Origin of the sequence: Pseudomonas sp. KSR10, assembly GCF_022355455.1 — a bacterium.
GTDB classification, from domain to species: domain Bacteria; phylum Pseudomonadota; class Gammaproteobacteria; order Pseudomonadales; family Pseudomonadaceae; genus Stutzerimonas; species Stutzerimonas stutzeri_E.
On sequence record NZ_JAKOEN010000021.1, the window covers coordinates 24,663 to 50,018 of the forward strand.

Genomic DNA, 25,356 nt, shown 5'->3' on the forward strand with positions numbered 1-25,356 from the left:
ATGAGGATTGCAAATAGCACGCTAATGTTTGCCACTTGGTTAGGCATCTTCGGCCCGCTCGCGCTCGCTTCACCAGAAACAGTTGGCAGCGAACGGCGCGAACGTGGCTTGCAAGTCATGGATCATCTGTCCGGCGGTGCCGGTCAGCCAGTACTCGAGGCGTTGCGACGGGATTATCCGTTTCTTGCCGAGGGCATCACCGATTACGCGTTGGGCGACGTATGGGGCCGTACGGCTCTGGACGCTCGCACCCGGCAACTGGCGGCCGTTGCCGCCTTTGCCGCCCAGGGCAACCTGCCGTACCTGAAAATCCACGCGGGCTATGCACTGCGCCACGGGGTCACGCGTGACGAGCTGAAGGAGGTGATCTACCTGACCACCGTCACGGCGGGCTTTCCTCGTGCCATTGACGCGGCCCAGGCGCTGCGTGAAGTACCGGACCCGGCCGAGCAGTAACACCAAGGCGCTACGCCTACAGGCGTAGCGCCTTCACCTCCGATTTGCATCTGCCCATGTCGTCCCGCCCAGAAACGGTGCGCGCACACCGCACTTCGTACGAACAGGCACCAAAGCGAAGCACAGACTACCCTCGTCCTGTGGTTGCTTGATCACGCAGCCTGCTGATCCATGCTTCGCAGCATTTTCCTGACTACCTGGCCAGTTTTTTGCTAATGCTCTGGTCATGAAGTATCCAGCGGACGCCTATATGCCCGAATCACATACTGCACGCCTGCAACTGGCTGGCATCACCAAACGGTACCCTGGCTGCCTGGCCAACGACCGCATCGACCTGTCGATCCAAGCAGGCGAAATTCACGCGCTGCTGGGCGAGAACGGCGCTGGTAAAAGCACCCTGATGAAAATCATCTACGGCGTGACACAAGCGGACGCCGGCGAGGTTCGTTGGGAAGGGCAGCCGGTGACCATGCGGGACCCGGCACAGGCGCGCGCGTATGGCATCGGCATGGTGTTTCAGCACTTTTCATTGTTCGAAACCCTCAACGTCGCCGAAAACATTGCACTGGCGATGGGTGCCGAAGCCGGCACGCCGAAGCAGCTGGAGCCGAAGATCCGCGAGGTATCGCAACGCTACGGCATGCCGTTGGAGCCGCAGCGGCTGGTGCACAGCCTGTCGATCGGCGAACGCCAACGAGTGGAAATCGTTCGCTGCCTGATGCAGGACATCAAGCTGTTGATTCTCGATGAGCCGACATCGGTGCTCACGCCGCAAGAGGCCGACGATCTGTTCGTCGTGCTGCGCCGGCTCGCTGCCGAAGGCTGCAGCATCCTGTTCATCAGTCACAAGCTCAACGAGGTTCGCGCCCTTTGCGAGCGCGCAACGGTGCTGCGTGCCGGACGCGTATCGGGCGAGTGCGTACCGGCCGAGTGCACCGACATGGACCTGGCGCGCCTGATGGTCGGTGATGCCGAAGGGCTCGAAGCCGAATATCCCAAGGCCCGGGGCGGTGCGCCTTTCCTGCGGGTCGAGGGATTGTCTTGGCATAACGTCGACCCGTTCGGCGTATCGCTGGCGGATCTGATGCTGGAGGTACGCGCTGGCGAGATCGTCGGCATCGCGGGAGTCGCCGGCAACGGCCAAGACGAACTACTGGCGCTGCTCAGCGGCGAGCAGCGCCTGGCTCGCGGCCAGGGTGCGCGCATTCGCTTTCTCGATGCGCCGGTGGCGCACCTGCGTCCCGACGCGCGCCGTCGCCACGGTATGGCCTTCATCCCGGCCGAGCGCCTGGGGCATGGCGCCGTGCCTGACATGAGCCTGTCCGACAACGCCCTGCTCACTGCTTTCCAGCAGGACGATCTGATCGGCGGCGGGCTGATCCGTCATGACCGGGTCGAGGCCTTCGCTCGGCGCATCATCGAACGTTTCGCGGTGAAGACTCCCGGCACCCATACGCCGGCGCGCAGCCTGTCCGGCGGCAACTTGCAGAAGTTCATTCTTGGCCGAGAGATCCTGCAGCAACCGAAACTGCTGGTCGCGGCACACCCGACCTGGGGCGTGGACGTCGGCGCCGCCGCGGCGATTCATCGTGAGCTGATCGAGCTGCGCGACGCCGGTGCCGCCATTCTGGTGATTTCCGAAGACCTGGAAGAGCTGTTCCAGATCAGCGACCGCATCGCGGCATTGAGCCATGGCCGCCTGTCGGCGCTGCGTGCGACGGCCGAGACCACCACAACCGATGTCGGCAGCTGGATGGCCGGCCAGTTCGATCAACCCACGCCCACCGCCGCCTGAGAGCCTTCGCATGCTGTTATCCCTCGAACCACGTGGTCAGCAGTCGCGACCGATGTTCTGGCTTTCGCCGCTACTGGCCGCGTTGCTGACTCTGCTCAGCGGCGCGCTGCTGTTCGCCGCGCTCGGCCATCCGCCACTGGAAACCCTGCGCGTGCTACTGATCGATCCGGTCAGCGATCTCTACGGCGTCTCCGAACTGTTGGTCAAGGCGCTGCCGATCCTGCTTTGTGCGCTGGGCTTGGCGGTGGTGTACAACGCGCGCATCTGGAACATCGGTGCCGAGGGCCAGCTGCTGATCGGCGCGCTGGCCGGCAGCGCACTGGCGGTGCATATCATCGACTGGGATTCGCGCTGGGCGCTCGTCCTCACGCTCGCAGTCGGCACCCTCGGCGGCGCGGTCTGGGCCGGACTCTGCGCCTGGTTGCGCACCCAGTTCAACGCCAATGAGATTCTCACCAGCATCATGCTCAACTACATCGCCTTGAACCTGTTGCTGTTCGCCGTGCACGGGCCGTTGAAGGATCCGCTAGGCTTCAACTTTCCCGAGTCGGCGATGTTCGGCGACGCCACGCGCCTACCGCAACTGTTCGAGGAGCTGCGCGTGCACGCCGGTTTCTATTTCGCCCTGCTGGCGCTCGTAGTGGTGTGGGTTCTGCTGCAAAAGAGCTTTCTCGGCTTCCAGATCAAGGTGCTGGGACTGGACAAGCGCGCGGCCGGTTTCGTCGGTTTTCGCGAGAGGCGCCTGGTCTGGGTCGCCCTGCTGATCAGTGGCGCACTGGCTGGCCTGGCCGGCGTTGCCGAGGTGACCGGGCCGATCGGTCAACTGGTACCACAGGTTTCGCCTGGTTACGGCTATGCGGCCATCACCGTGGCGTTTCTCGGCCGGCTCAACCCACTCGGCATCGTCTTTGCCAGCCTGCTGATGGCACTGCTCTACCTCGGCGGCGAAAACGCACAGATGGCGGCCAACCTGCCGCAATCGATCACGCAGCTGTTTCAGGGCATGGTGCTGTTCTTCCTGCTGGCGTGCGATGTACTGATTCTCTATCGGCCGCGCCTCGGGCGAAACCTGAAGCCGAAAGCTGGCAGCCTGCAGCCAGCGGTGCAGCCATGAACGCCGCGACTCGCTCCGCCAATGCAGTTGCCGCTTTTACTTCCAGCTTCCCGCTTCTGGCTTCCCGCTAAGGAACACCATGGATATCGATCTACTGACCAATATCTTCTACGCCATGATCCGCACCGGTACACCGCTGCTGCTGGTGGCGCTCGGCGAGCTGGTCTGCGAAAAGACTGGCGTACTCAATCTCGGTCAAGAAGGCATGATGCTGTTCGGCGCAGTGGCCGGTTTCATTGCCGCGTTCGCCACCGGCAACCTCTGGCTGGGTGTGGTCTTTGCCTGCCTGGGCGGGATGCTGCTTTCGCAACTGTTCGCCCTGGTGGCGCTGGGTTTCAACGCCAACCAGGTGGCGACCGGGCTGGCGCTGACCATCTTCGGTGTTGGCCTGTCGTCGTTCATCGGTGCCGGCTGGGTCGGCAAGCCGCTAGCGGGCTTCGAACCCATCGCCATTCCTTTCCTGAGCGACATCCCGCTGATCGGTCGCATGCTGTTTGCCCAGGATCTGCTGGTCTATCTGTCCTTCGCACTCTTCGCCCTGGTCGCCTGGGTGCTGCTGAAAAGCCGTATGGGTCTGATCATCCAGGCGGTCGGCGAGAATCCCAACGCCGCCAGCGCCATGGGCCTACCGGTGCTGCGCGTGCGGGTACTGGCGGTGCTGTTCGGCGGCGCTATGGCCGGGCTGGCCGGCGGCTACCTGTCGCTCGCCTATACGCCGATGTGGGCGGAGAACATGACCGCCGGGCGTGGTTGGATCGCCTTGGCGCTTGTTGTGTTCGCCAGCTGGCGAGTGGGTCGCGTACTGCTCGGCGCCTATCTGTTCGGCTTGGCCAGCATTCTGCACCTGGTCGCCCAAGGGCTCGGCCTGTCGATCCCCGGTAATCTGCTGGCGATGCTGCCGTACGTCGCAACGATCATGGTGCTGGTGCTGCTGTCGCGAGACGCGATCCGTACTCGCCTGTATGCACCGGTGTCGTTGGGCCAGCCGTGGAAAGCAGGTCATTGACCGATGACCCGGCACTCGCCCTGGTGGACTGAAGCCCACCCTCGCGCAGACTCGTCGGGCTGAAGCCCCTAGCCCGCTCCGCCCGGTGGGCGCGACGGTGTTCCGCGTTAGCCCGACGACTCGAGGCGCATTGGCAAACCGAGTGGGCCTAGGATCGCTCCGCCAGTTCGTCAGCCAGGCATAACAACGCCTCGCGAGCGCCGCCCGCAACCAACCGGGCCGGCACCGCCAGCATCAGATTCACCGGCAGATCGAAGGCTTCCAGTTGTAAGCCGTCGCAGTCCAAGCCTGGCTGTCCGCACAGATGCGGCAACTGGCGCTGCAGGCGCTCGGCATAGCTGCCCGCGCCGTCCAGATATCCCACCACTGGCTTGCCACGAGCCACGGCATAACCCACTTCGAAGCTGGTGCCGCTGTCGGGCTCACCGCCCCGGAAGAAGTTGAGGTCGGCGATCACCGCATCGGCTTGCTCCAACAGGTCCAGATTGGCCTGGTAGATCCAGGCAGCCTGCTCGCGCGCACCGACGATGTGGCGCGGCACCTGCTTGTCCAGCGGGTACAGCCCAATGAAGCCGAAGTCGGCGCAGAGCGCCTTGAGTCGCTCGCCATGCTCGAGTGCATCGGCGCGGAACACGCCGGGACCGGCGAGGTAGATATGTACGTCCATGAAAGTCCATCTGGCTGATGGGCGTCAGAGCCCTATCAGCGAAAGCATGATGAAGGTGGCGAACAACACGAAGTGGGTCATGCCCTCGATCGCGTTGGTCTCGCCGTCGTTCAGGTTGATCGCGGCCACGATCAGGGTGATGAAAATCATCACCGTCTGCACCGGCGACATCGCCATCTGAAACGGCTGTCCACTATACAACGCCAACGCTTCCATCACCGGCACCGTGAGAATGACCGTGGACAGCGAAGCGCCGAGCGCGATATTGACCACCGACTGCATACGATTAGCTAGCGCTGCTCGCAAGGCGGTGAGTATTTCCGGGCTGGCAGAAATGGCCGCGACCAGCAGCGCGGCCAGCATAGGCGGCGCGCCACTGCCTTCCAACCCGACATCGAGCGCCTGGGACATCACCTCGGCGAGCGCGCCGATGATCACGATGCCGGCACATAGCAGACCGATCGAGCGGCCACGGCTGGTCGTCGCCTCAGACACCACTTCGCCTTTGCGCCGTCGCTTTTCCGGATAGCTGTAGCTGAAGAAGTAGCTGTGCGCACCGACCTGCATGCGCAAGAACAGGCCGTACAACAACAGCATGGCGCCAATGGTGAACACCGAGTACGCCCGCCAGTCTTCACGCGGAATGAACTCCGGCACCACCATCGACACACCCATGGCGGTAAGAATCATCACGCTGTAGGTACGCGCCGAATCGTCGTTGTACGGCTGCTCGCCGTGGCGAAGGCCACCCATCAATGCGGCAAGGCCCAGAATACCGTTGAGATCGAGCATCACCGCCGAGTAAATGGTGTCACGCACCAGCGTTGGTGACGGGTGGTGGGTCATCATGATGCCCAGGATGACCACCTCGACCAATACGGCGGAGAGCGTAAGGATCATCGTTCCGTAGGGATCTCCGACCTTTTCCGCGAGGATCTCGGCGTGGTGTGCGACCCGTATCGACGCCATCACGATCATCAACACGAGTGCGCCGACGGCGGTCAAAGCGACGACGCGTCCGCCACTGAGCAAGCTGCCTTCAACCACGTAGGCGACGACGGCGGCCAACAGGGCCAGGAGCAGGAAGCGCTCTTCTCGCAATAGCGTCAGCATGAAAGATCTCCCGTGGTCTATCGTTCTGATGCACCAAACTGTGGCAGCAACGCTGCCTGTCGCACCTAGCCGGATCCACCATTGGCTCGGCCAGCAACTGCCGGAGAGGTGGATTGGGAACCTCAGCGGGTATCTGTCCAGTTGGTCAGTTTTTTGCAAACCAAACCGCAGCCTCACAGCGGACACGCAAAAAAATATGCAACCAGGAGCAACACCCATGCAGAAGAACACCCGGAAATCCCTGTTCCGCGGCCTCACCGCAGCGATTGGTTTGAGCACTGCCCTTTCCGCCGTTGCAGCCGATCCGCTCAAAGTCGGCTTCGTCTACGTGGGCCCGATCGGCGACCACGGCTGGACCTACCAGCACGAGATGGGTCGTCAGCATCTGGAAAAGGAGCTCGGCGATCAGGTTGAAACCACCTTCGTCGAGAACGTTGCCGAGGGCGCCGACGCCGAGCGAGTGATCCGCAACATGGCCAAGGGCGGCTACGACCTGATCTTCACCACGTCCTTCGGGTATATGAACCCGACGCTCAAGGTGGCGAAACAGTTCCCCAAGGTCACCTTCGAGCACGCCACCGGCTACAAGCAGGACAAGAACCTCGGCACTTACCTGTCTCGTTCCTATGAGGGCCGCTACGTGGGTGGGTTCCTTGCGGCGAAGATGACCAAGACCAAGAAGGTCGGCTATATCGCCTCGTTCCCGATTCCCGAAGTGATCCGCGACATCAATGCCATCCAGCTGGCGCTGGACAAGTACAACCCCGGCACCGAAATCAAGGTGGTGTGGGTGAGCTCCTGGTTCGATCCGGGCAAGGAAGCCGATGCCGCCAACGCGCTGATCGACCAAGGGGTCGACGTGGTTTTCCAACACACCGATAGCCCGGCGCCGATCCAGGCTGCCGAACGTCGTGGTGTCTATTCGGTCGGCTATGCCTCGGACATGGCTCACTTCGGACCGAAGGCGGTACTGACTTCCATCGTCAACGACTGGGGACCGCACTACGTCAAGTCGGCACAAGCCGTGATCGATGGCAGTTGGAAGCCGCAGGACTTCTGGGGTGGACTGGCCGAAGACACCATCAGCCTGCCGATCAGCGACCTGGTGCCGGCGGAGGTGAAGACCGAAGCGGAACAGATCATCGCCGCCATCCGCAGCGGGGAGTTGCACCCCTTCACCGGTCCGATCAAGGATCAGTCAGGTACCGTGCGCATCGCCGATGGGGTGACCGCCAGCAATGGAGATCTGGCGTCGATGAACTACTACGTGCAAGGCATTACCGCTGAGTTGCCGAAGTAGCCGATAAGCAAGCTTGTCGCTTGAGGCCGGGCGCTAGATGCTGCGCGAAGTCGCGTGGGCTTCTAGCTTCTGGCCTCTGGCTGCGACCGAGAGATCCGAAATGAACCAACTGCCCATCATCGATATCGCCCCGCTCTACGCCACAGACGAAAACGGCTGGAACGAGATCGCCCAACAGATCGACGCCGCCTGCCGTGACTGGGGCTTCTTCTACATTCGCAACCATCCGATCGATGCGGCGCGCATCTGTGAGCTGAAGGCACGTGCGCAATCCTTCTTCGCACTGCCGGAAGCCGAAAAGCTCGCCATCGACATCACTAAAAGCCGGCACCACCGCGGCTACGGAGCGATCGCCACCGAGCAGCTCGACCCGAGCAAGCCGAGCGATCTGAAAGAAACCTTCGACATGGGCTTCCACATGCCAGCCGATCACCCGGAGGTGCTCGCCGGCAAGCCGCTGCGCGGCCCCAATCGACATCCGGCCATCGACGGCTGGGAATCCTTGTTCGAACAGCATTATCAGGACATGCATGCGCTGGCCTGCACGCTGTTGCGCGCAATCGCCACGGCGCTGGGTATCGACCGGGACTTTTTCGACCAGCGCTTCGTCGAGCCCATCAGCGTGTTCCGCATGATTCATTACCCACCACGGCAAAGCGCGACCGCCCCCGAACAGCAGGGTGCAGGCGCCCACACCGACTACGGCTGCATCACCTTGCTCTACCAGGATCAGGCCGGCGGACTGCAGGTGCAGAACGTACACGGCGAGTGGATCGACGCACCGCCCATCGAGGGAACCTATGTCGTGAACATCGGCGACATGATGGCGCGCTGGAGCAACGACCGGTACAAGTCCACGCCGCACCGGGTGATCAGCCCACTGGGAGTGGACCGCTATTCGATGCCGTTCTTTGCCGAGCCGAATCCCGACACGGTCATCAGCTGCCTGCCCGGTTGCCAAGGGCCGGGCAACCCTCCTCGCTACCCGGACACCACCTGCAGTGCCTATATGCTCTCGCGCTTTGCCGAGACCTACGCCTATCGGCGCGAGCCATCACCGGTCTGAGCTGGCCGTCCGCTTACGGCGGGGACTCCAAAGTCCGGCATGCCACCGACGGTCGCAACGGGTCGGTTGGATCAATGCCGTTTTCGCCGCTGAAAACGGCAAACCAGGTGTTCTCGTTGCCGCCTCAGTTGCGCAGCGATGGCTGGCGCACCGGCGCGCCATTGGCGACGTAATAAGCGGCGGTGCTACGAGGCAACGGCTGTCGCCCACGAATTCGATCGGCGATCTTTTCGGCGATCATGATGGTGGTGGCGTTGAGGTTGCCGGTGATGATCTGCGGCATGATCGATGCGTCGACGACCCGCAAACCCTCCACGCCATGCACCCGGCCCTGCCCATCGACCACGGCCATCTCATCCGTGCCCATCTTGCAGGAGCAGGACGGGTGATAGGCCGTTTCGCCATGTTCACGAACGAAGGCGTCCAGCTCCGCGTCGCTCTGTGCTTGCGCACCGGGGCTCAGCTCCTTGCCGCGATACGGGTCGAGCGCCGGCTGGGCGATGATCTCGCGGGTCAGGCGGATGCTGTCGCGAAACTCCTGCCAGTCCTGCTCGTGGGACATGTAGTTGAACAGAATGCTCGGATCGACCCGTGGATCGATCGAACGGATCTGAACGCGTCCGCGGCTGGGTGAGCGCATCGAGCCGACGTGGGCCTGGAAGCTGTGACCGTCATGGGCATTGCTGCCGTTGTAGTTGACCGCGACCGGCAGGAAGTGGAACTGGATATTCGGCCACTCGAACTCATCGCGGCTGCGAATGAAGCCACCGGCCTCGAATTGATTGCTGGCACCGATTCCTGAGCCGAGGAATAGCCACTCGGCACCGATCGCCGGTTGATTCCACCATTTCAGTGCCGGGTAAAGGGAGACCGGCTGCTTGCACTCGTACTGTAGATACATCTCCAGGTGGTCCTGCAGATTCTGGCCGACTCCAGGCAGGTCCTGGACGATCCCGATGTTCAGGTCGCGCAGCAGCGCCGCCGGCCCGACTCCGGAGCGCTGCAGTATTTGCGGCGAGGCGATGGCGCCGCCACAGAGCAGCACCTCGCGGCGGGCGCGAACAATGGTCGGCTGTTCCCGCCCGCGCAGGTATTTCACACCAACCGCCCGCGTGTTCTCGAACAGCACCCGGTCGGTTACGGCATGGGTGACGATGGTCAGGTTCGGTCGCTCCTTGGCCTGGTCGAGATAGCCGCGCGCGGTACTGGCGCGACGGCCATTGGGCGTGACCGTGCGATCCATGGGGCCGAAGCCCTCTTGCTGATAGCCGTTCAGATCGTCGGTCTTCGGGTAGCCGGCCTGCACGCCGGCCTCGACCATGGCATGGAACAACACATTGTTGTCGGGTTTGGGCGTGGTGACGCTGACGGGGCCGTCACCGCCGTGGTAATCGTTGGGGCCGATATCGCGGCTTTCGGCCTTGCGGAAGTACGGCAGGCAGTCGTGGTAGGTCCAATCCTCGAGCCCTGGCATACGAGCCCAGTTGTCGTAATCCAGCGCATTGCCGCGGATGTAGCACATGCCGTTGATCAGTGATGATCCACCCAGCCCCTTGCCACGGCCGCAATCCATGCGACGGTTGTTCATGTGCGGTTCGGGATCGGTCCTGTATGCCCAGTTGTAACGGGTCCCCTGCAGCGGATAGGCCAGCGCGGCGGGCATCTGGGTGCGGAAGTCGAAACGGTAATCGGGGCCACCGGCCTCCAGCAGCAGCACGCTGACGTCAGCATCCTCGGTCAGACGCGCCGCCAGTGCATTCCCGGCGGAGCCGGCGCCGATGATGATGTAGTCGTATTCCATGAATCCTCCTTCATACAGGCCGGCGCGTTCGTGCGGCTCAGAACACCGAGGCGAAATCGCCCAGCTCCACTTGCACCGACTTCAGCCGGGTGTAATGCGCCAGGGAAGAAATTCCGTTCTCGCGGCCGATGCCGGATTGCTTGTAGCCGCCAACCGGCATCTGCGCGGCCGACTCGCCCCAGGTATTGATCCAGCAGATACCGGCTTCCATCTGGTGAATGATGCGGTGGGCGCGCGCCAGATCGCGCGTCACCACACCAGCAGCCAGGCCGTAGTCGCTGTCGTTGGCGCGACACACCGCCTCTTCTTCGTCGTCATAGGCCAGCAGGCTCAGCACCGGGCCGAAGATCTCTTCACGGGCGATGATCATGTCGTCGGTGCAGTCGCTGAAGATGGTCGGTTCTATGTAGGCGCCGCGGCCGAACTCACCGTGGGTCACCCGCTCGCCACCGCATAGCAGCCGGGCCCCCTGCGCCTTGCCCTTGGCGATGTAGCCCAGCACGCTCTGCATATGGCCGAAGCTGACCATGGGGCCGAAGGTGGTCTGCTCGTTCTGCGGATCGCCCATGCGGATCCGCTGGACCCGCTCCAGCAGCTTGGCTTCGAACTCGGCCAGCTGCTTACGCGGTACGAAGACCCGAGTGCCATTGGTGCAGACCTGGCCAGAGCTGAAGAAATTAGCCATTACGGCGATATCCGCCGCCCGGTCGAGGTCGGCATCGTCACAAACGATCAGCGGCGACTTACCGCCCAGTTCCATGGTCACGTCCTTGAGCGAGGAGCTGGCAGCGCTGGCCATGACCTTCTTTCCGGTCGCCACGCCGCCGGTGAAGGACACCTTGGCGATGCGCGGATGCTCGGTGAGCATGGCGCCGATTGCGGCACCGGCGCCGGTCAGCACGTTGAACACACCGGCCGGCAGGCCCGCCTCGGTAAAGATTTCGGCCAGTTTGAGCGCGCTCAGCGAGGTCACCTCACTGGGTTTGAAGATCATCGCGTTACCGGCCGCCAACGCGGGCGCGGCCTTCCACAGGGCGATCTGGATCGGGTAGTTCCAGGCGCCGATCCCAGCCACCACGCCGAGGGGCTCGCGTCGGGTATAGACGAAGCTGGTTTCGCGCAGGGGAATCTGTTCGCCCTCGATGGCTGGCGCGAGACCGGCGTAATACTCGAGCACGTCGGCACCGGTAACGATATCGACGCTGCGGGTTTCCATCAGAGGCTTGCCGGTGTCCAGGGTCTCCAGCAGGGCCAGCTCGTCGTTGCGCTCGCGCAGCAGATCGACCGTCTTGCGCAGAATGCGCGAACGTTTCATGCCGGTCAGCGCCGCCCAGAGCTTCTGTCCTTTCTCGGCGCTGGTCACCGCACGTTCGAGATCGCTGCGGGTCGCCTGAGCGACTTCAGCGAGCACTTCGCCGTTGGCAGGGTTGATGCTCTCGAACACCTCGCCGCCGCTGGGATCGACATAGTTTCCGTCGATGTAGAGTCGTTGCCGTGGATAACAAGCCATATTCACCTCTCTCGAATCCGTTTGGGGCGACCGAGTCGCCCGTGTCGGCGAGCCACGGCGAACCTGCCGTTCGCCGCGCCGTGATCAGCTGGCGCCTGGGGCGGTGCCCGGTTCGGATGCGCTGTCGGCCAGCGTGCCTTTCTCGCGCTGCAGATGCAGAAACTGCATGTGATGCTCGTAGTGGTCGAGGATGTCCTCGATCAGTTGCCGTTTGGAGTAACCCATCAGGTCATAGCCGAGACTCCCCTGCCGCAGGTGCACTTCGAGACGGTAGTAGTGCGCCCGGCTACTCTGGGTCCGTACGGCGAACGACGGCATCGCGCTGCGTACCGGCCAGATCTGGTAGGTGAAGTCCAATTCACTGCCCAGGTTGACGTTGAGAATCAGATGCTCGTTGCCCCTCTCGCCCTCGATGATGTCCACCGGCACGCCCTTCTCACCCAGCGCCTGACGTATCTCCTCCATCGCCGGCTTGCCCACTTCCCTCAGATAGCGGCGGATCTGCGACTGGCTGGGAAAGCTCATCGCGCGCGAAAGGCGCTGGCTCCAGTTCAGGTTCGCATGCTCCAGCGTCGCCCGACCGGACAGCTGGCCGGAAAGGCTCTTCTGGTAACTGTCCGCCATCACACCTTCGACATGCAGGGCCTTGAACAATCCCACCATCATGAACAGAAGGACGATGGAGAACGGCAGCCCCATGATCACCACGGTCCCCTGCAACGCCGTCAGCCCACCGGCGATCAGCAGCGCCAGGGTCAACACACCGATGATGGCTGCCCACAGAACGCGCATCCATACCGGTGCGTCGCTGTTCACGTCCTTGAGAATCGAGGTGAAATTGGACAGCACCAGCGAACCCGAATCGCCCGAAGTGACGAAGAAGACGATCGCCAGGATGGTCGCTACCGCGGTGGTCAGGCCGGCCCAGGGCATGCTCTGGAGAAACAGATAGATCGACGAACCCGGATTGCTGACCGCCTGCGCGCCGAACTCGACAGCGCCGTGCATGACCATGTCGATGGCGCTGTTCCCCATGATCGACATCCAGGCCATCATGAAAGCCAGCGGCAACAGCAAGGTGCCAACGACGAACTCGCGAATGGTCCGGCCACGCGAGATGCGCGCCAGAAACAGACCGACGAAGGGGCCCCACGCGATCCACCAGGCCCAGAAGAACACGGTCCAGGCATTCAGCCAGTCGGTGGGCTGATCGTAGGCGTAGGTATCGAACGACAAGCTGATGAAATTGGAAAAGTAGTCGCCAATGTTCATCACCAGCGCGTTGAGCAGAAAGGTCGTCTTGCCGGCGAACAGCACGAACAACAACAGCAGGACCGCCAGCAGCATATTGAACTCGGACAGCCGGCGGATCCCGCGCTCCACCCCCGTGGCGGCCGAGATCGCCGAAAACACCACGATCAGCACCACCAGCACCGCCTGGGTGAAGGTGCCCTCCGGTACGCCGAAAATGTAGTTCAGGCCGAAGTTCAGCTGAATGATGCCAATGCCGAGGCTGGTGGCGATGCCGAACACCGTTCCCAGCACCGCTGCTGTGTCCACGGTGTGTCCGATGGGGCCGTATATGCCTTTGCCAAAAATCGGATAGAGCGACGAGCGAATCGATAGCGGCAGGCCTTGGCGAAAGCTGAAATAGGCCAGGGACATGCCCACCAACGTATAGACGCCCCACCCGGACAGCCCCCAGTGAAGGAAGGTCAGCTCCAGCGCATGGCGCGCTGCCTGTACGGTGCTGCCCTCGCCCACCGGTGGTTCGAGGAACTGAGTGATGGGTTCGGCGATGCAAAAGAACAGCAGGTCTATGCCGATGCCCGCCGAGAACAGCATTGCCGCCCAGGTGATCACGTTGAACTCAGGCTTTGAATGATCGGGCCCTAGCCGGATCTTGCCATAACGGGTGGTGGCGATGACTACCACGAAGAGGAGATAGACCAGCACGGCAAGAAAATAGAACCAGCCGAAGGTGTTGGATATCCAGCCTAGAACGGCGTTTATGACTGAAAGGGATGACGTCTTGAAGAACATCGCCCAGATGGCGAACAGCACAATGGCGATTGCCGAGCTGTAGAAAACCACGGGATTGATGCGGTCGTGAGATGCGTTGGTGTTTCCGGGTGAGAGCTCAGCCTCGTTCATCAGTTCTGTCTCCTGAACTTGTTCTGGCTTTTATGACATCGCAACGCGATGAATGGCGTCAGGCTGGGCGCATAGTTGCAAGGGAACGTCATGATCGCCTGATAAAGACGCAATGCTGAGCGGGACGTCAGCGTCTGCGAGGCACAGGGGGCGCCCCATGATGGATGGGAAGGACAGCGACACCTTAAAAATAGTCTATGTCCGAAAAACGGCTGACCATAGATCCCACCACGCGCTGCAAACGCGCGCCGCTGGCGACACCGAGCGGCTATTCACAGACGTCCAAGGCTCTGAATACGGCCTCGATGGCCGGTGCACCGACACGGGAGCAGGTAAGATGGCGGCCCACGTTTTCACATCACAGCCTCGACATGCCCTATTCCGTCACGCCAATCGGTGTCGTCCGTTCCTGTTTCAAGGAAAAATTCGCCATCCCGCGGCAGCCACAGCTGGCACCGGCGGCCCGGGGCATACTGGAACTGCATCCACCGTTCGATCAGGCGCACGCGCTGGAAGGGCTTGAGCAGGTCAGTCATGTCTGGCTGCTGTTTCTGTTCCACCAGGCGCTCGAGGCCGAGCCCCGTCTACGGGTCCGCCCGCCGCGCCTAGGCGGCAACCGCATGGTCGGTGTGTTTGCGACCCGCTCGACGCACCGCCCCAACGGCATCGGCCAGTCTGTGGTCAGGCTCGAGCGGATCGAACCCGGCCGCCTTCATCTGTCGGGGATCGACCTGCTCGATGGCACGCCAGTGCTGGATATCAAGCCTTACGTTCCTTACGCCGATGCCGTCGACGACGCGCACAATGGCCTGGCCAACGATGCCCCGGAACTCATCCCCGTGCGCTGGACGGAGACGAGCCTGGAACAAGCCCGTTGCGAAGCGCTTCGGCTCGGCGAACCCCTGCAGGCACTGATCGAACAGTGCCTGGCGCAAGATCCGCGACCGGCCTATCAAACGCCGACACCGGAGCGCCGCTACGGGACGCGGCTATGGGATGTCGAGGTGCGCTGGCATTACCCGGACCCGGCGTCCATCACGGTAGTGGAAGTGCTGCGGGTGTAACGCTAGGCGCCGCGAGGCTACTGGCGTGCCGGGGTCAGTAGCAACCGTTCGGTGCCGTAGACCTTGTCCAGATTCTCGGACTTGAACGGGAAGCTCATATAGCCGCCCTTCAACCAGGCGTCGATACCGTCGGCGTAGTGCGGGCTGGCCGGATTGCCGGATTGACCGGAGCTGTTGAGCCCGATCATCGGCTCGTCGCGCCCGAAATCGACGATGATGCGCATCGCCGGGATTAGCCAGGTATCGAAGTTATCGCCCCAGCGGTAGGCCGATACGTTCAAGGTGCTGTGGTCGCCGCCCGCCGCGTATGGCCCGCGGTCCAGATAGCCGCTGATCGCATTGATGCCGGTGCGCTGGCTGGACGGCAGGTAAGGTGCCAGCTGCGTGCTGCCGGTGCGCCAAGTATAGGTGTGCAGTTTTCCCCAACGCCAGGCATCGCGATCAGCCCCCTGCGCGGCTTCCATGCGGCTGAACGCGGCGGCGAGTGAACGCGCCAGGATTGCGGGTTTGTCTTCCCGGCGTGGCGTGTTCCGGTCATCCCAGAACGGACTGTCATCGCGGCCCAGCAGATGATCAGCCTGCGCGGAGTATGAGGCGTTTGCGGTTTCCACCAGCGCCTTCCATGGAGCACTGCTTTCCGGCCCCAGCTCGTCCAGAAACGTCTGTCGCGCCGATTCCATCAGGAAGCTTTCATAAAGGGCCGCATCGGCAGAGTCCGCGGCGAGCTTGCCATCGAAGCTCAGCAATCGCGAGAGCGCTACGCGCGCCCTGCCCCGCTCCGGTTCGGCGAGCGCATCGATGGCGGCTTTCAGCGGCTCCGCCATCCCTGGCGCCTGAAACATGGCCTGCAGCTTGGCGGCGAAGGTTGTTGTCTGATCGTACTGCATCGCCATCACGCTGCGGCTGTCCTGCTTGCCCTGCGCAAGCAGCTCGGCCACGCGCTCGGCACGCTCCGGGTAATACCAGGAGTTGGACAGCTGCATACCGTAGCCCTTGGGCACGGTGCGCTGATTGGCCGTCGCCAGCCAGCCTTGCGGCGGGTCCTGGTCATAGGGATGCAACATGGGATCGGCGAAGCCATCCCAGTCGTAACGCCCATCCCAACCCGGCGATGGCAACAATCCCAGGCCTTCGCGGCGATTCGGGTAGCGACCGGTCACTTGCCAGCCCGTGCTCTGCTCGTCGGCAAACATGATATTGAGCGCGGCCGCGCGGATCTCGCGGGTTGCTTCGAAAGCCTGATCCACCGACTGCGCGCGGGTCAGGTCAAAAAACGCATCCAGCGACTGGTCAGCCTCGAACTGCGTCGTTTTCAGCGCCAACCCGTAGCCACTGCTCAGTTGCAGCGGTTGCAACGGGTGCTTGCGCTCGCCGAGTACGCTGTTCAGCAGCGGGCCGTTGCGGGTTTCGTAGATCGTTTCACGGATCGGTCTTCCACCCTTGATGAAGAAGGTCTCGTGGCGCTCGCGCGCCGGGATCCATCGGCCATCGGCGAGGTACAGCAATCGCCCGCCTTCGCGGCGCACCTGTTCCAGAAACAGGTCTTGGGTATCGCCCATGACCATGGTCATGCCCCAGCCCAGCTTGCCGTTGAAGCCCGCGATCACCGCAGGCACGCCTGCGATCGTTACCCCGGCGGCCTGGAATTTCGGCGAGCGGATCTGCACGAAATTCCAGTACGAGGGCATCGACAGCGGCAAGTGTGTGTCGTTGGCCATCAGCGGCTTGCCGCTGCGGGTGTTGCTGCCGGATATCGCCCAGTTGTTGGAAGCGGCGACCCCCAACATGTTCAACGAAGCAACCCCGGAGGCCGCGTTGTTGAGCGCGGCGAGCCCTGGTATCTCGCCGCTCAGCTTCAACCCCTTCAGCTTGTCGGCTTCATCGAAGGGTAGCGGCTCGTCGGGATAGGTCGGTAGCAGCCAAGCGACCTTATCGCTGCCTACCTGCTGAGCCATGACCAACGACGCGATCTCTTCCTGCAGATTGACCGCCAGTCCGAAGTTCAACAGGCAGAAGATCAGCACCGAATCTTCAGGCTTCCAGTATTCCGGGGTGTAGTCGGCGGCAGCCAGATCCATTGGCAGCTTTTCGCGATGGCGGAACAGATAGGCATTGACGCCGCGAGCATAGACCTCGAAAAACCGCTTCATCCGCGGCGAGCTTTCTCGATACAGCACGGTAGCGCTTTGCCGAAGATTCACCGCCCGCATGAAACGGTCGATCTCCAGCACACCAGGCCCAGCCATCTCCGCCAAACGTCCCTCGGCCATGAGCCGCAAGTTAACCATCTGACTCAGACGGTCAGTCGCATGCACGTATCCGAGACCGAACAGCGCATCGTGGAATGTCGCCGTCTCGATCAAGGGCATGCCCAACGTATTGCGCCTGATGCTTACGCTCTTGTCCAAACCAGTGATGGCCTGGACGCCATGCGCGGGTGGCAGGCTATCGCTGTAGCGGCTGTCCAGATAAGACTGACAGCCAATGAGGCCGCCAGCTACCAATGCAACGCCCAAGGTCAGGCGAACCAGAACGAACGGCAGACGCAAAGACATCGACGGCTCCTTACAGACAGGGCACTACGGAACAGAAGGATAGATGGGTGTGACGCGCGATGCCGTCGCGCTCAGGCAGCTTCGCGGTTCTTCGGCAACACTTCGTCGAGCAACCAGCGGGCGGACCGGCGAGCCTCAGCCTTGTGTTGTAATTCGAGCGCACTGAAGTTGGCTTCGTGGCGGCGCCGTTCGGCTTTGTCCAGCGCCTTCCAGGCAGCGTGTGTCGGCACCTTTTCAGTCGCCTCGAATAGCACTTGGAAAACCTGGCAGCGCGGATCCTGGCCAAGATTCGAGTCGTAATTATCCAATAGCACCTTGATCCGGATCGCGCCTTCGATCAGCGGTACCTGCTCGTCGAGCAGGCTGCCGGCAAGCACACGCAGATCCGCCGCAAGCGCGGCATGCTGCTGCGCTTGCATATCGGCCAGCTGCCGCTCTCTTCGCCAAACCCGGCGCCATAGATGCAAGGCGTATCCAGCCAATGCCGCGATCAGCAGCAGAGCGGCAACCAGCAACGTTATGGCGAGCGGCGTCATGAGCGGATCAGGCTCCGTGGCACTTCTTGAATTTCTTCTGGCTTCCGCACGGGCACGGGTCGTTGCGGCCGACATCCTTCAGCGGATTTCGAACCGGGTCGTGGCTATGGTTGCAATGCGGTCCATGGACATGGGGGGCATGGTCGTGATCGTGATCGTGGCTGCAATCGGGGCCGTGCACATGGGCGTCTTGGTTCATCAGTGTTGCTCACTCCGGGATAAAGTTGCCGGGGATTATCTCGCCATTGGTTGCAATGTGCACGCGTCGACCGAGCATCAGGCCCGTTTTCAGCTCGCCCTCCAGACGATAGGCAATCGGACGGTCCGGTTTTTCCAGCAATCGCACGATGTACTTCATATGCCGCCACAGGTTGGTATAGATCGGCACTTCGTAGTACTCGAAGCCATGCGCGGGGACGGTTGTCCAGCCACTGGACTCACCGCTCGCCAGCTCGATGTCGTTGAGGTGGACGGTGTAGACGAGGCCGCGCACAGGCAAACTCTGCTCATTGGGGTTGTCGATGCGGAAACGCAGCATGAACTGCTGTTCGAGGAGCCTCGCCTTGATGATCTCGACATCGGTGAGCTGGACACCTGGGTCTTGGAAATCACTGCTGAACCAGGTCGAACAACCGGCAAGGCCTGACAGCAAACCCAGCAAAACCACTGCTCTCGATATTCTTCTTATAGGTGCGTGGCAAAGCATTCCGGTACTCCAAAGGACGGCCAAGTGTAGCAAGCGGCAGATTGCCTGCAATGGGGTTGTTTGGCGAATTTATCGCGTCCCTGCTACGCCTTTGCGACCGCTCTCATTGCGGTACTGGAAGACCGCTAGCCCCCTTCCCATCGCTGCGGCCTTCCGGTGCTGCAAGCGCTGCGCACCTCGTGTCGGTAACTTTTTAGCCTGCCAGCGCGCGCGCCAGCACGGCACGGGTTTTGACGATTCCCTCCGCCAGCGCAGCCTCGATATCCGCCATGGTGATGATGCCTGACGTTTTACCGGCGGCCGGATTGACTACCAAGGCCAGGCAGGCATATGGCAGCTCTAGCTCGCGGGCTAGAACCGCTTCGGGCATACCGGTCATTCCGACGATATCGCAGCCATCGCGCTCCATCCTGGCAATTTCGGCAACCGTCTCCAGCCTCGGCCCCTGAGTGCAGCCATAAACGCCGTGGCTGCTGAACAAAAAGCCCTCGGCTGCCAGACCGGCGATCAGACGCTGGCGCAATGACTCATCGTAGGGGTAGCTAAAGTCGACATGGGTGACATGCTCGATGTCGCCTTCGAAGAAGGTGTGTTCGCGGCCATAGGTGTAATCGATCAGTTGATGCGGTACGCATAGGTGGCCTGCGCCCATCGCCGAATGAATGCCACCAACCGCATTCACCGCAATGATCGCCTGTGCCCCGGCGCGTTTCAGGGCCCACAGATTGGCGCGATAGTTCACCTGATGCGGCGGGATACGGTGTGGATGGCCGTGGCGAGCCAGAAACAGCACCTCTCGCCCCGCATATGTGCCACGAAGAAGGTCGGCCGATGGTGAGCCGTAGGGTGTTTCCATGGGCACCGCTTCATCCAGGGTGAGCCCGGGCAGCTCCGTGAGGCCGGTGCCGCCGATAATGGCGTGGACAGTCATGATTGTTTCCTTGGTCAAGCGATCAGTTCCGCTGCTTTGAGCGTGGCGATGGACGCATGCCAACGCGGATCCTGCTTATACTCCAGCGAGCCCGCCGCGCGGCGGCGCATCGTCGCCAACGCCGGTGATGGCTGCACGCCGAGACGCTGCAGCGCCGATAGTGCCAACTCGGCCGCTCCCCTGTCGTTGCATACCAGGCCCATATCGCAGCCTGCCGTCAACGCCGCCTCGATCCGGCTCGCCGCATCGCCGGCGACATGGGCACCGGCCATCGACAGGTCATCGCTGAAGATCACCCCGCGAAAGGCCAGCTCCGTACGCAAGATGCTCTGCAGCCATCGCTGGGAGAAACCGGCCGGCTTGTCATCCACCTGCGGGTAGATCACGTGCGCGGGCATCACCGCATCGAGCTGGCTCGCCAGCCGCTGGAACGGGACCAGGTCATGCTCGCGAAGCGCTTGCAGCCCCCGTTCATCGACGGGGATCGCCACGTGGGAATCGGCCTCAGCCCATCCATGGCCCGGGAAGTGCTTGCCGGTTGCGGCCATTCCGGCGCGATGCATCCCCTGGATGAACGCCCCGGCGAGCTCGGTGGCTCGCTGTGGATCACCTTCGAACGCACGGGTACCCACCACGGCGCTGCGCTGGTGATCGAGATCGAGCACCGGCGCGAAACTGAAATCCAGTCCAACCGCCAGCACTTCCGTGGCCATTACCCAACCGCAGATGTCTGCTAGGACCTTCGCATCAGCACGCGACGCGAATTCGCGCATCGCTGGCAGACGAATGAAGTCGCGCCGCAACCGCTGAACGCGCCCGCCCTCCTGATCGACGGCCAGCAAGATATCGGGCCGTACCGCTCGAATTGCCCGACAAAGCTCCTGCACCTGATGAGGATGTTCGATATTGCGGGCAAACAGAATCAGCCCGCCGACTTCCGGCTGACGCAGCAACTGGCGATCCTCTGCGGTCAGCCAGATGCCGGCGATGTCCAGCATCAATGAACCTTGCATGATAGTGAGCAGATCCTTAATTCAATGTCGCGCTCGACCAATCCGGACAGGCCGTTTCGCCTATCTGTACGGCACAGCCAACCGGCACCCGAGGGAAAAGATCGAGCAAGTCGGCATTACGCAGCCTGATACAGCCATGGGAAAGCGGTACGCCCATGGGCTCCGAATCAGGCGTGCCATGCAAATAGATATAACGACGGAAGGTGTCGACCGCACCCATACGGTTGAATCCGGGCTCGCACCCGCTGAGCCAGAGGATTCGGCTCAAGATCCAGTCGCGTCCAGGAAAGCGGTCGTGTAGTTGCTGATTCCAAACTTCCCCGGTCCAGCGGCGGCCACGCAGAACGGCCCCGCACGGCAATCCCTCGCCGATACGCGCGCGTACCCGGTGCAGGCCACGCGGCGTGCAGCCGGACCCGTTGCGCTCACCGGCACCGTTACGCGCTGTAGAGATGGGCAGCCGAACACACAGCCTGCCACTGGAAAACCCGTAGAGCAGCTGGTCGGCAATGGAAATATGAAGAAAATCGAGATCGGGCATAGACGGCAAGCTTAGCCGATCCCCCCTTGAGCATGCACGTTAACCCTTCGCGGGCATCGCCAACGCGTTACGCCGGGCGATCGGATGCGCCTGTACCAGGCTTGGATCCTCCACGCCCGAATCGGCCCGCATACCGGCCGCGAGAAACGGGACCATCATGCGCATGACCTGCTCGATGGAAGTTTTGGCGCCGAAATCGTTCTCGGCGATGGCTCGCAGCGCCTTGATTCCCGACATGCTGAACGCTGCGGCGCCGAGCATGAAATGCACGCGCCAAAACAGTTCGATCGGCGGAATCGAAGGTGCGGCCTCATGCACGCGCAACATATAACGACGAAACACCTTGCCGTACATATCTTCAAGATAACGACGCAGGTGGCCCTGGCTCTGACTGAAGGAGAGGCCCAACAGCCGCATGAAGATCGACAGGTCGTCACCGCTACGTGGCGTTACGGCGAGCGCCTGTTCAACCAGAATCTCCAGCAGTTCCTCGAGATTTTCCTTTCGGTCAGACTCGGCTTCACGTCTATCCAGTTCACGCTCGAGGCTTATGCAGAAGGGTCCGAGGAAACGCGAGAAGACCGCCTGGATAAGGGCCTTTTTCGAACCGAAGTGATAGTTCACCGCCGCCAGATTCACCCCGGCCTTGCTGGTGATCAGGCGCAACGAAGTCTCGGCGAAGCCTTTCTCAGCGAACAGTTGTTCCGCTGCATCAAGAATACGCTCCACTGTTTCAGACTGCGCCATGCCCCCTCCCCTGACAAACAATCGTTTGAAACTTACGTTTCAACCTGTTCCAAGTCAACCAAGAAAGCGCCTGAACACTCTTTTGGCCGCCAAAGCTTGCACCAAGCCGGCCCAGCCCTCAACCAAACAAAGATTGCCAAGCATCAAGCACTGTATATAATCCCAGTCACTGTATAAAAGAACAGAGACCGCTCATGATCAAGCTGACCCCACGCCAGTCGGAAATTCTCGCCTTCATCAAGCGCTGCCTGGAAGACAACGGCTATCCGCCGACACGTGCGGAGATCGCTCAGGAGCTGGGTTTCAAATCACCCAATGCCGCTGAAGAACATCTCAAGGCTTTGTCTCGCAAAGGCGCTATCGAAATGACGCCGGGCGCTTCGCGCGGAATACGTATTCCCGGCTTCGAACCAACTACTGAAGAGAGCGGGTTACCCGTCATTGGCCGGGTTGCCGCCGGTGCACCAATTCTTGCGCAACAACACGTTGAAGAATCCTGTCAGATCAATCCTTCATTTTTCCATCCCAAGGCCGATTACCTACTGCGTGTACACGGAATGAGCATGAAGGATATCGGCATATTCGATGGCGACCTGCTTGCGGTTCATACCACACGGGAAGCACGCAACGGTCAGGTCGTCGTGGCTCGGATCGATGATGAAGTCACGGTGAAGCGCTTCAAGCGCGAGGGTGACAAGGTCTGGTTATTAGCCGAAAACCCGGAATTCGCGCCCATCGAAGTGGATCTCGAACAGCAGGAACTGGTTATTGAAGGTTTAAGCGTCGGCGTGATTCGCCGCTAAAGGAGAGGCTCATGCAGTACCACCCTCAACTCAGCACAAGCAAACCACCACAACTGACCTTGTTCGAGGGGCTGATCGCACATCGTCTGACGCCATTCGAAGATGTCGCTACCGCGCCCAAGGACCCTGCCGATGATTGTCTGAGCGAAATGACTCTGAGCGGAAGCGGCGATCACTGTCGCCTGTTGCTTTCCCCGATCCTGCGCGAACTCAGCGGGGCAGCCGATATACGATGGCTGACACTGATCGCACCTCCTGCGTCGCTTTCGCAAAGCTGGCTTCGAGAAACCGGTCTTAATCGCGATCGCATCTTGCTGCTGCAGGCCCGCGAAACCCAGGGTTCCCTTGAGTTGGCGTGCAAGGCGCTCTCGTCCGGCTGCAGCCATACGGTCATTACCTGGTTCCCGCGCCTCGACAAGGCCAGCCGACTGAAACTACGCGTAGCGGCCACTCAGGGCAACGCGCAAAGCCTGAACATTCGCTTGGGTCATTGACGCCCGAATCGTCGAGCACACGGACGTGCCGAAATCTGCCTAGCCGCAACGGCTACCAGGCAATCCGATCCTTAATGCAGGACGCGCGGCCCCTCTTCGTCGTCTCGTTCGAGCTCTCCTTCCGATACTCGCCCCGCCATCTGCACGCCGACGTTGAACATCGCCTTGGCAATTTCGACATGCTGACCTTGCAGAAAAACCTTAGCATCGTCAGAGAAGTCCAACGTAACCAGTACGCCTTCGTCTTCAGCGCGACGCAGCACAATGCTCCCGTCGGGTAGCTCGACGATTTCCAGAAAAGACGTTGGCATGAATCTGCTCCCCGTGAAACGGCGCATTGTAACAGCCGACCGACCTGTAGACAGCACTGGTCGTTCTCCGTTTGGACATACGCCGCATAGCGTCAGGCTGGTATTCGGCGAAGAAGGTGCGTCATTACGCAACGGCACAGTAGGATAATGCCTTACCAAGCCATGCCAGCGGTCAGGGCATCCCACTGGCTCCAAGGAATTCAGGATGACCTTCAGAACCCTTCTGCTGACAGCACTGGCCATGCTCGCCTTTGCCGGCAACTCGTTACTTTGCCGCGCGGCACTACGCGACAGCCAGATCGATCCGGCCAGTTTTACCGCGCTGCGCCTGTTTGCCGGAGCGCTGGTGCTGTGGCTGTTGCTGTGGCTGCGCAAAAGCCCGTCGAGGGTGGCCGGCAATTGGTACGGCGCCCTGGCGCTCTTCACTTATGCCGCTGCGTTTTCCTATGCCTATCTGCACCTCGATGCCGGTGCCGGCGCGCTGCTGCTGTTCGGCGCGGTTCAGCTGAGCATGATCGTCTGGGGGCTGTTCGAAGGAGAGCGACTGCATCGTTTGCAAACGGTCGGGATAGTGTTGGCTGCGGGCGGACTGGTCGCGCTTCTGCTTCCTGGTACGAGCACACCGTCGTTGTCAGCTTCGCTGTTGATGGCCCTGGCAGGGGTCGCCTGGGGGGCGTACTCGCTGTTGGGAAAAGGAACGCCTGATCCACTGGCGGCCACCGCCGGAAACTTTATTCGCAGCCTTCCGATCATGGCCGTACTGGGCCTGCTGGCGCTCAATGGGCTCGAGTGGAACAGCGCCGGGGTAGTCTATGCGCTGTTATCCGGCGGGCTTACGTCGGGTATCGGCTACGCCATCTGGTATGCCGCCCTGCCGGGCCTGGCGGCCATCCAGGCGGCCAGTGTGCAACTGAGCGTGCCGCTTCTCACCGCTTTGGCGGGAAGCCTGCTTCTGGGGGAATCCCTAACGGGCAGATTGGTGGCTGCGGGCCTTGCCATTCTGGGTGGGATCGCCCTCGTATTGCGATTCAAGCACCGAGCGTGAGGTGACACCTGAGACACGAGGATCGCTCGCCTGCCCGCTTACCATTCGGTAAGCGATTCGCGAAAACGCAAGGCCAGGTCCTTCAGACTGCGTCGCCAGGACTCCACCTCTTCACGCGTCAGCGCTGGAATTTCTTCGCCTACGCTGACGGCCTCGATCAACGGCATGGTCGGGTCGGTCTTGGGCTTGGCCGGCGCGCGTGGCGGCGCGAACAACGCCGCATGGGCGTTCAACAACTGCGCAAGCCAAGTCCCGGAGTGGTCAGCCAGCTCGATCAGTTCAGCCAGTTCGGGGCTCGGCGAAGAATCCTGCGAGGGACGTGACAGCAGCAATTCCGCACGCGGCGCACTGGCATCTGGCAAACGATAGTAGCCTGCAACCTCGTGACAAAGGCCAAGCACCGCGCCGTACAGATGGAACAGGCTGGCCTCTCGCTCCGCCTGGATCAGCCCCGGAGCGTTCATCGCGCCTTTTTCTTCGGCCCGTCGCCAACTCTCGAGGGCGAGGCCGGCAAAGTAGATTTTTTGATTGGTACGGGTATACAGCTCGTGAGCCATGGCGACGGCCTCCCAACAGTTGAAACGCTGCACGTTGAGACCGGGGTACCCGGCTCAACGTGGCGCTGTCG

General features: G+C 61.7%; 25 protein-coding genes. 10 read left to right on the forward strand and 15 right to left on the reverse strand.

Going from position 1 to position 25,356, the window contains the following annotated elements; genetic code table 11:
- From MCB86_RS17425 to MCB86_RS17440, 4 genes are all read left to right on the forward strand, one after another.
- The gene (locus MCB86_RS17425; protein ID WP_045162529.1) at positions 1-456 is read left to right on the forward strand and encodes a carboxymuconolactone decarboxylase family protein; all 456 of its coding nucleotides are present in this window, start codon (positions 1-3) and stop codon (positions 454-456) included.
- A 250-nt stretch (positions 457-706) separates the two neighbouring features.
- A complete protein-coding gene (locus MCB86_RS17430; protein WP_239611656.1) occupies positions 707-2,251 on the forward strand; it encodes an ABC transporter ATP-binding protein in 1,545 nt (514 codons plus the stop codon).
- A 10-nt stretch (positions 2,252-2,261) separates the two neighbouring features.
- Positions 2,262-3,365 carry an ABC transporter permease gene (locus MCB86_RS17435; RefSeq protein WP_239611657.1) on the forward strand — a complete coding sequence of 368 codons (1,104 nt, stop codon included), beginning with the start codon at positions 2,262-2,264 and terminating at the stop codon, positions 3,363-3,365.
- A gap of 79 nt (positions 3,366-3,444) precedes the next feature.
- Positions 3,445-4,371 (forward strand): ABC transporter permease, encoded by a 927-nt coding sequence (locus tag MCB86_RS17440; RefSeq protein WP_045162531.1) that lies wholly within the window; start codon positions 3,445-3,447, stop codon positions 4,369-4,371.
- A 148-nt stretch (positions 4,372-4,519) separates the two neighbouring features.
- On the opposite strand, the gene MCB86_RS17445 is transcribed toward MCB86_RS17440, so the two are convergent.
- Complete coding sequence (locus MCB86_RS17445; protein WP_239611658.1) at positions 4,520-5,038, reverse strand: nucleoside 2-deoxyribosyltransferase; 519 nt, start codon at positions 5,036-5,038, stop codon at positions 4,520-4,522.
- A 24-nt stretch (positions 5,039-5,062) separates the two neighbouring features.
- Positions 5,063-6,151, reverse strand: coding sequence for a calcium:proton antiporter (locus MCB86_RS17450; protein ID WP_239611659.1), 1,089 nt, complete (start codon positions 6,149-6,151; stop codon positions 5,063-5,065).
- Positions 6,152-6,368: 217 nt separating this feature from the next.
- Here MCB86_RS17450 and MCB86_RS17455 point away from each other — a divergent pair, with 217 nt between their 5' ends.
- The gene (locus tag MCB86_RS17455; RefSeq protein WP_239611660.1) at positions 6,369-7,451 is read left to right on the forward strand and encodes a BMP family ABC transporter substrate-binding protein; all 1,083 of its coding nucleotides are present in this window, start codon (positions 6,369-6,371) and stop codon (positions 7,449-7,451) included.
- Positions 7,452-7,551: 100 nt separating this feature from the next.
- On the forward strand, positions 7,552-8,517 hold the full coding sequence (locus MCB86_RS17460; protein WP_239611661.1) for a 2-oxoglutarate and iron-dependent oxygenase domain-containing protein: 966 nt from the start codon (positions 7,552-7,554) through the stop codon (positions 8,515-8,517).
- A gap of 124 nt (positions 8,518-8,641) precedes the next feature.
- On the opposite strand, the gene betA is transcribed toward MCB86_RS17460, so the two are convergent.
- From betA to betT, 3 genes are all read right to left on the reverse strand, one after another.
- A complete protein-coding gene (gene betA / locus MCB86_RS17465) occupies positions 8,642-10,318 on the reverse strand; it encodes a choline dehydrogenase (protein ID WP_239611662.1) in 1,677 nt (558 codons plus the stop codon).
- A gap of 37 nt (positions 10,319-10,355) precedes the next feature.
- Positions 10,356-11,828: a betaine-aldehyde dehydrogenase gene (gene betB, locus MCB86_RS17470; RefSeq protein ID WP_239611663.1), complete on the reverse strand. Its 1,473-nt coding sequence runs from the start codon at positions 11,826-11,828 to the stop codon at positions 10,356-10,358.
- Between the two features lie 84 nt (positions 11,829-11,912).
- Positions 11,913-13,982, reverse strand: coding sequence for a choline BCCT transporter BetT (gene betT / locus MCB86_RS17475; RefSeq protein ID WP_045162538.1), 2,070 nt, complete (start codon positions 13,980-13,982; stop codon positions 11,913-11,915).
- Positions 13,983-14,353: 371 nt separating this feature from the next.
- Here betT and tsaA point away from each other — a divergent pair, with 371 nt between their 5' ends.
- Complete coding sequence (gene tsaA, locus MCB86_RS17480) at positions 14,354-15,046, forward strand: tRNA (N6-threonylcarbamoyladenosine(37)-N6)-methyltransferase TrmO (protein WP_239611679.1); 693 nt, start codon at positions 14,354-14,356, stop codon at positions 15,044-15,046.
- Between the two features lie 17 nt (positions 15,047-15,063).
- Here the strand turns inward: tsaA and MCB86_RS17485 are convergent, their stop codons facing one another.
- From MCB86_RS17485 to MCB86_RS17520, 8 genes are all read right to left on the reverse strand, one after another.
- Positions 15,064-17,601, reverse strand: a complete 2,538-nt coding sequence (locus tag MCB86_RS17485) for a penicillin acylase family protein (RefSeq protein ID WP_239611664.1) — start codon at positions 17,599-17,601, stop codon at positions 15,064-15,066.
- A 71-nt stretch (positions 17,602-17,672) separates the two neighbouring features.
- Entirely contained in the window at positions 17,673-18,137 is a 465-nt protein-coding gene (locus MCB86_RS17490; RefSeq protein ID WP_045162541.1) for a DUF2489 domain-containing protein, read from the reverse strand.
- A 7-nt stretch (positions 18,138-18,144) separates the two neighbouring features.
- A complete protein-coding gene (locus MCB86_RS17495) occupies positions 18,145-18,336 on the reverse strand; it encodes an SEC-C metal-binding domain-containing protein (protein WP_080890614.1) in 192 nt (63 codons plus the stop codon).
- 9 nt (positions 18,337-18,345) lie between these two features.
- Positions 18,346-18,843 (reverse strand): LEA type 2 family protein, encoded by a 498-nt coding sequence (locus MCB86_RS17500; RefSeq protein ID WP_045162542.1) that lies wholly within the window; start codon positions 18,841-18,843, stop codon positions 18,346-18,348.
- A gap of 193 nt (positions 18,844-19,036) precedes the next feature.
- The gene (locus tag MCB86_RS17505; RefSeq protein ID WP_239611665.1) at positions 19,037-19,774 is read right to left on the reverse strand and encodes an S-methyl-5'-thioinosine phosphorylase; all 738 of its coding nucleotides are present in this window, start codon (positions 19,772-19,774) and stop codon (positions 19,037-19,039) included.
- 14 nt (positions 19,775-19,788) lie between these two features.
- Entirely contained in the window at positions 19,789-20,787 is a 999-nt protein-coding gene (gene nagZ / locus MCB86_RS17510) for a beta-N-acetylhexosaminidase (protein WP_239611666.1), read from the reverse strand.
- A gap of 16 nt (positions 20,788-20,803) precedes the next feature.
- Positions 20,804-21,328 (reverse strand): L,D-transpeptidase, encoded by a 525-nt coding sequence (locus MCB86_RS17515; protein ID WP_045162545.1) that lies wholly within the window; start codon positions 21,326-21,328, stop codon positions 20,804-20,806.
- 39 nt (positions 21,329-21,367) lie between these two features.
- Positions 21,368-22,075, reverse strand: a complete 708-nt coding sequence (locus tag MCB86_RS17520) for a TetR/AcrR family transcriptional regulator (protein WP_045162546.1) — start codon at positions 22,073-22,075, stop codon at positions 21,368-21,370.
- Between the two features lie 194 nt (positions 22,076-22,269).
- On the opposite strand from MCB86_RS17520, the gene lexA reads away from it, so the two are divergent.
- Together lexA and sulA are read left to right on the forward strand one after the other, a co-directional pair.
- Complete coding sequence (gene lexA / locus MCB86_RS17525) at positions 22,270-22,878, forward strand: transcriptional repressor LexA (protein ID WP_045162547.1); 609 nt, start codon at positions 22,270-22,272, stop codon at positions 22,876-22,878.
- An 11-nt stretch (positions 22,879-22,889) separates the two neighbouring features.
- On the forward strand, positions 22,890-23,372 hold the full coding sequence (gene sulA, locus MCB86_RS17530; RefSeq protein WP_045162548.1) for an SOS-induced cell division inhibitor SulA: 483 nt from the start codon (positions 22,890-22,892) through the stop codon (positions 23,370-23,372).
- 71 nt (positions 23,373-23,443) lie between these two features.
- Here the strand turns inward: sulA and MCB86_RS17535 are convergent, their stop codons facing one another.
- Positions 23,444-23,683 carry a hypothetical protein gene (locus tag MCB86_RS17535; RefSeq protein WP_045162549.1) on the reverse strand — a complete coding sequence of 80 codons (240 nt, stop codon included), beginning with the start codon at positions 23,681-23,683 and terminating at the stop codon, positions 23,444-23,446.
- Between the two features lie 205 nt (positions 23,684-23,888).
- Here MCB86_RS17535 and MCB86_RS17540 point away from each other — a divergent pair, with 205 nt between their 5' ends.
- A complete protein-coding gene (locus MCB86_RS17540; protein WP_239611667.1) occupies positions 23,889-24,728 on the forward strand; it encodes a DMT family transporter in 840 nt (279 codons plus the stop codon).
- Positions 24,729-24,766: 38 nt separating this feature from the next.
- Here MCB86_RS17540 and MCB86_RS17545 read toward each other — a convergent pair whose 3' ends face one another.
- On the reverse strand, positions 24,767-25,285 hold the full coding sequence (locus MCB86_RS17545) for a DUF6586 family protein (protein ID WP_045162578.1): 519 nt from the start codon (positions 25,283-25,285) through the stop codon (positions 24,767-24,769).
- Positions 25,286-25,356: the final 71 nt, after the last annotated feature.